Source organism: uncultured Candidatus Kuenenia sp. (assembly GCF_900696675.1).
Classification (GTDB): domain Bacteria; phylum Planctomycetota; class Brocadiia; order Brocadiales; family Brocadiaceae; genus Kuenenia; species Kuenenia stuttgartiensis_A.
In genome coordinates this window covers 1-4,066 of the sequence record NZ_CAADGZ010000196.1, presented here as the reverse complement: position 1 = coordinate 4,066, position 4,066 = coordinate 1, and the positions used below count along the sequence as shown (strand labels likewise).

Sequence of the window (4,066 nt, the reverse complement as noted above, 5' to 3'; positions counted from 1 at the left end):
ATGCTATCTTTCTACGCATACGGATTGCTCCATTGTGTGCGCATAGGCACAAACTTCTCTACGAGGATTAGGCTCGCAGAGGTGGTATTTTCAACCACTCAGGTATTCCATACTTCAAGGCACTCATATCTCTACAAGCCTGCGACAGGTATCTGTATAGCGGCCGGTATTACCTTCCACCAATATAATATGAGGACACAGCCGCTTCGCCTCATATTTAGTCATACCCGTTTTGACGCCGTATTCCCGTGCTTCATAAGAAGACGTGGTAACGACCGTTCTTTCATTGGAACCGACCACCGCAATGGGTTTTCCCCGCAAGGATGGGTTTATCTGCTGCTCAACGGAGGCAAAGAAGGCATCCATGTCGATATGCATAATGGTTCTTTGTGAGCCATTGACTTGTGAGGGTTTCACCTGAAAATACTCATGGAAACCCTTATGGCAACGCTTTCGTACCTTATCAGCAATTTCTTTGCATTTTTAAACAAAATATTTAATCGTGAAATCCAAAACAAATCCAAAACATCCAACAATGCGAAGCACGAAATACGAAAAATACGCTCGTTTAGCATTTCAAATTATTTTGTCATTACGCTCTCGCATTTAAGTGCTCCCATACCGTTGTTTCATGTATGCGTAATGCCTGTGCTATTTGCTTTAGGGTCCAGCCTTCGCTAGTCAATAATACAGCCTTTATCCGATCATATATTCTACTGCCTTTTTAGATTTTGTGCTGTTCTTCTGGCTTTTGCATCTGATCTTCGGTTAGGGTTGTTTTTATAGGTCGGTGGTTTAACATAATAAAGGAGATATCAACTTTGAATTTTCAATCCGTTTGAGTATATACGTTTAAAAAACTCTTTTAACAGTATTTTGTTAAAAATTAAGCAGCGATTTTTTTCTTAAATCGAGCGGATTTAATTTTAAAATATTCTTGTGAGAGTTTTTCGTTCTTTGATAAAGCGTTTGTTGATGAGAATTCAAGCAGGGAATTGATTGCTTTTTTGAATTCATTAAAGGTAGAAGGTTTTGTTTCCATGATTTTATCCAAATAAGCATTTTGTTTTATCCAATAAACGAACGTCCATGAGATCAGACAAATATTCCAATACCGCTCAATCTTGTCAATGTGCCTTACCTGATAATGATCGAAATAAAAAGTATCCTTCAATTCCTTGAAACAGTGTTCAATGCTCCAACGCAACAGATAGTTTGTGATAACCGTTTTCATAGAGGCATCGAGTTGGTTGGTGATAAGGATATGATGTTTTTTGTCATCTTCCCTGTTCCATTTTCCCAAAATTATCATAAACTTCAAATGGACATTCATTGCAACCATTCAGTTCGGCGTCAAACGTGTAGGTTTTATCGGAAACTTCGCTTCCATCCGAGAATTTTAAAGTAACATGCCTGATTTTGTCGGCATAATGTTTTTTGATGAGGGTCACGAGCTCATCGGGTTTGACACGACAATGTTTTTGTTTTTCCGGATGGTACATGAAGATATTTCTGTCTCGAAAGTAAGACTACAAAAAATAGCTTAAGTACATATACTACAACACGATCTGGTTATAAAACCATTTTCATTGTTTCTGGGTGTTGCTAATGCAACATGATGATTGTTTGCTTTTATTTCTGAAAAAAAGTATTTCTTTTTTGCGTGAATATGTTCGAGATACCGTTGAGATGCATACCATGAATCGAAGGCAATGGCTGAAAAATCAAAGACGTTCGAAGCAGTATCAAATATCCATTGCTATTTGTATTTTGTCTTTAAATTTGGGGTCATTTTTTCCTTACCCGAACTCGTCGGCAGGAAGGTAGGGGATAACATCCAGAGGAAAATGTTTTATTTTTGAGACAAATGCGGCGCCAACAACAACATTGCGGTTTTCCGGCCTTTTAAGCGAACCGCAATATTGCCATTTGGCGGCTTCTGTGTTTTTAGCATAGGGCTTTGGACACCCAGTATCATCTATGGTAAGGATGCTGTCTTTTGTCAATGCCTTGGTTCTTTGTTTTTAGATAATGTCCATTCTTTTCTGCTTTAATGCGGGTAAATCCCATTTGGATTCAGAAAAGAAGTATTGAAATTTCTGGTAATCCGTATGAACGTCTTGTGCCATGGCCCTCCAGTGAATTTATTTTATAGTCTTTAAACATTACGTAGGCGACAAGGAGAAACATTGCAAATTGTTTTTTAGTAAAACACGATGCAAAATGTTCAAGAAATTTATTTAATAACGATGCTTTGATAAACTCAGCAACCATATGTTTGTTATGAAAATACTCAAATCCTTTCCCTTATCATTACGAACAAGCACACTCTTTAAAACATACTCACTTTTTACTACTTTAAGATGTTGGTCGACATCTGCATAGTCCTTGTCTCTTCTTGTACTCTTTGCACATTTAGCCATCAACGGATTGTTTGCAACCACATGGGTATTCTTCATCCTTTCGCTAATCCAGGTTGTGACCAGTTCTGACTGCTTATGCCCAATGTCGTCGAGGTTTCTAATTAACACATGCCTGAATATCCGACTACATCCCTGGATAGGTCACAATCCTTTGCAGAACAAACGGTAATTACGGAAATACAATGAGTAAGAAAATGAGCCGATTTTTAATCGAGAGATACATTTTCTCTCCGTAATTTAACGAAATTGGACATCCATGTTCATGAAATATCAGACATCTCCTATGCTTATCATACATCCTTCACCACCAATGTGCCGGATAATCTCTCTTCATCGCCTTATTAAAGATAACCGCTATCACCACCATGGTAAACACTCCCAGAACGGTGGGATTCAGGATAAAAAGATACCCGACACCCAACCCCCCCGATTGAATAGCTACATATGCCGTTGCGCCTGCCGGGGGGTGTACCGAGTACGTCACAAACATAAGAACAACAGCAAGGGCAACGCCAAGCGCAAGCGACCACCACGTCACGCCAAATAAATCATAGATAATCACCCCGATACTTGCGCCAAGAAAATGCCCCATCAGAACATTCCTTGGCTGTGCCAGGGGCGACTTATACGCACAATAAAGCAATGGTGCGGTAGATCCTAAAGACCCTAATAACATCGGACAATTCCATGTAAAGGCCAGTATCGCCGTTACCCCTATCCCAAGAATCGTTCCCCAGAGAGAAAGCCACGTCTCTCTTGTGGTGAGCACGGGTTGCGGCGCTCTGGGTAACTTTTTTACATACACACAAAATTTATTTATTCCATTCATTACCAGCATTTTTTTATCCCCTCCTCTGTATAAGCCCTTTTAAAACCTCTTATTAAACAAGCAGAAAAACTCTCTTTATCTGCTACAAAATCGTTTTTTACCTCAAGTGCAACATCGATAACTTTTTTAACCTCTGTGTTTTTTCTTTTCTTGAACATCTGATAAAACTCTTCACTTCTTCCTCATCTCCAGTCGCAAGATTCACAAAAAACAATCTATGAAGTACAGAAGAGGAATTATCACCCACATCGGTTTTTCACTATCTTTGTCTTGAGGCGATTTACAAAGACAAACCAGCTTTTTGCTTTGTAACCTTATTAAATCAAGCAAGGTATAAATTTTACTTTCTGGTTCGTTGTAATAACGAAAGATATACCAATGTCGTAATGAGGAGGAAAAATACCATTTATATTTCACATAAGTGGTATTTAATCAACGTTTTATTAAAACGATTATATTTTCATCTTCTTAATAATCTGCGTCTTATCGGTTCACGAAAACATTCCATTATGCAATAGTGGTTTCAGTATGAAATTAATTATTTGCCGATAGTGTCCGAGATTTAGTGTTGTTATTTGATTCTGTATTTTAAAATCTTCCTACACAGTGTCGTTGTGGATATTCCAGGCACCTGCGAAACCTTTGTTTGAATTACCACCGTATTTGTTCATGGCCTCAATAATGGCACCTAAATCCTGCAAACAAGGCAAAGCCTTGTTGCAGGAATAGGATTGAAATGGTAGGATTTCCAAGGTATTCGGCGGTATATTGATAACAAAAAACACCTGAAAGGAGATTCACCATTTCGATGAAG

7 protein-coding genes and 1 pseudogene are annotated in these 4,066 nt (G+C 38.5%); all 8 read right to left on the bottom strand.

What is annotated here, in order from left to right; translation table 11 throughout:
- Positions 1 to 123: 123 nt before the first annotated feature.
- A complete protein-coding gene (locus QZT26_RS16655) occupies positions 124 to 417 on the bottom strand; it encodes a hypothetical protein (protein WP_295103741.1) in 294 nt (97 codons plus the stop codon).
- A gap of 190 nt (positions 418 to 607) precedes the next feature.
- A pseudogene (locus tag QZT26_RS16650) lies at positions 608 to 757 on the bottom strand (helix-turn-helix domain-containing protein); the annotation flags it as partial.
- 129 nt (positions 758 to 886) lie between these two features.
- Positions 887 to 1,312, bottom strand: a complete 426-nt coding sequence (locus QZT26_RS16645) for a transposase (protein ID WP_295103739.1) — start codon at positions 1,310 to 1,312, stop codon at positions 887 to 889.
- Positions 1,278 to 1,502: a hypothetical protein gene (locus QZT26_RS16640; protein ID WP_164994617.1), complete on the bottom strand. Its 225-nt coding sequence runs from the start codon at positions 1,500 to 1,502 to the stop codon at positions 1,278 to 1,280. The genes QZT26_RS16645 and QZT26_RS16640 overlap by 35 nt, the downstream gene beginning before the upstream one ends.
- Before the next feature lie 297 nt (positions 1,503 to 1,799).
- The gene (locus QZT26_RS16635; RefSeq protein WP_099325817.1) at positions 1,800 to 2,006 is read right to left on the bottom strand and encodes a transposase; all 207 of its coding nucleotides are present in this window, start codon (positions 2,004 to 2,006) and stop codon (positions 1,800 to 1,802) included.
- Between the two features lie 234 nt (positions 2,007 to 2,240).
- A complete protein-coding gene (locus QZT26_RS16630) occupies positions 2,241 to 2,531 on the bottom strand; it encodes a hypothetical protein (RefSeq protein WP_157820613.1) in 291 nt (96 codons plus the stop codon).
- 193 nt (positions 2,532 to 2,724) lie between these two features.
- The gene (locus QZT26_RS16625; protein ID WP_099325819.1) at positions 2,725 to 3,261 is read right to left on the bottom strand and encodes an HPP family protein; all 537 of its coding nucleotides are present in this window, start codon (positions 3,259 to 3,261) and stop codon (positions 2,725 to 2,727) included.
- Positions 3,252 to 3,410: a hypothetical protein gene (locus QZT26_RS16620; RefSeq protein WP_157820614.1), complete on the bottom strand. Its 159-nt coding sequence runs from the start codon at positions 3,408 to 3,410 to the stop codon at positions 3,252 to 3,254. The genes QZT26_RS16625 and QZT26_RS16620 overlap by 10 nt, the downstream gene beginning before the upstream one ends.
- Positions 3,411 to 4,066: the final 656 nt, after the last annotated feature.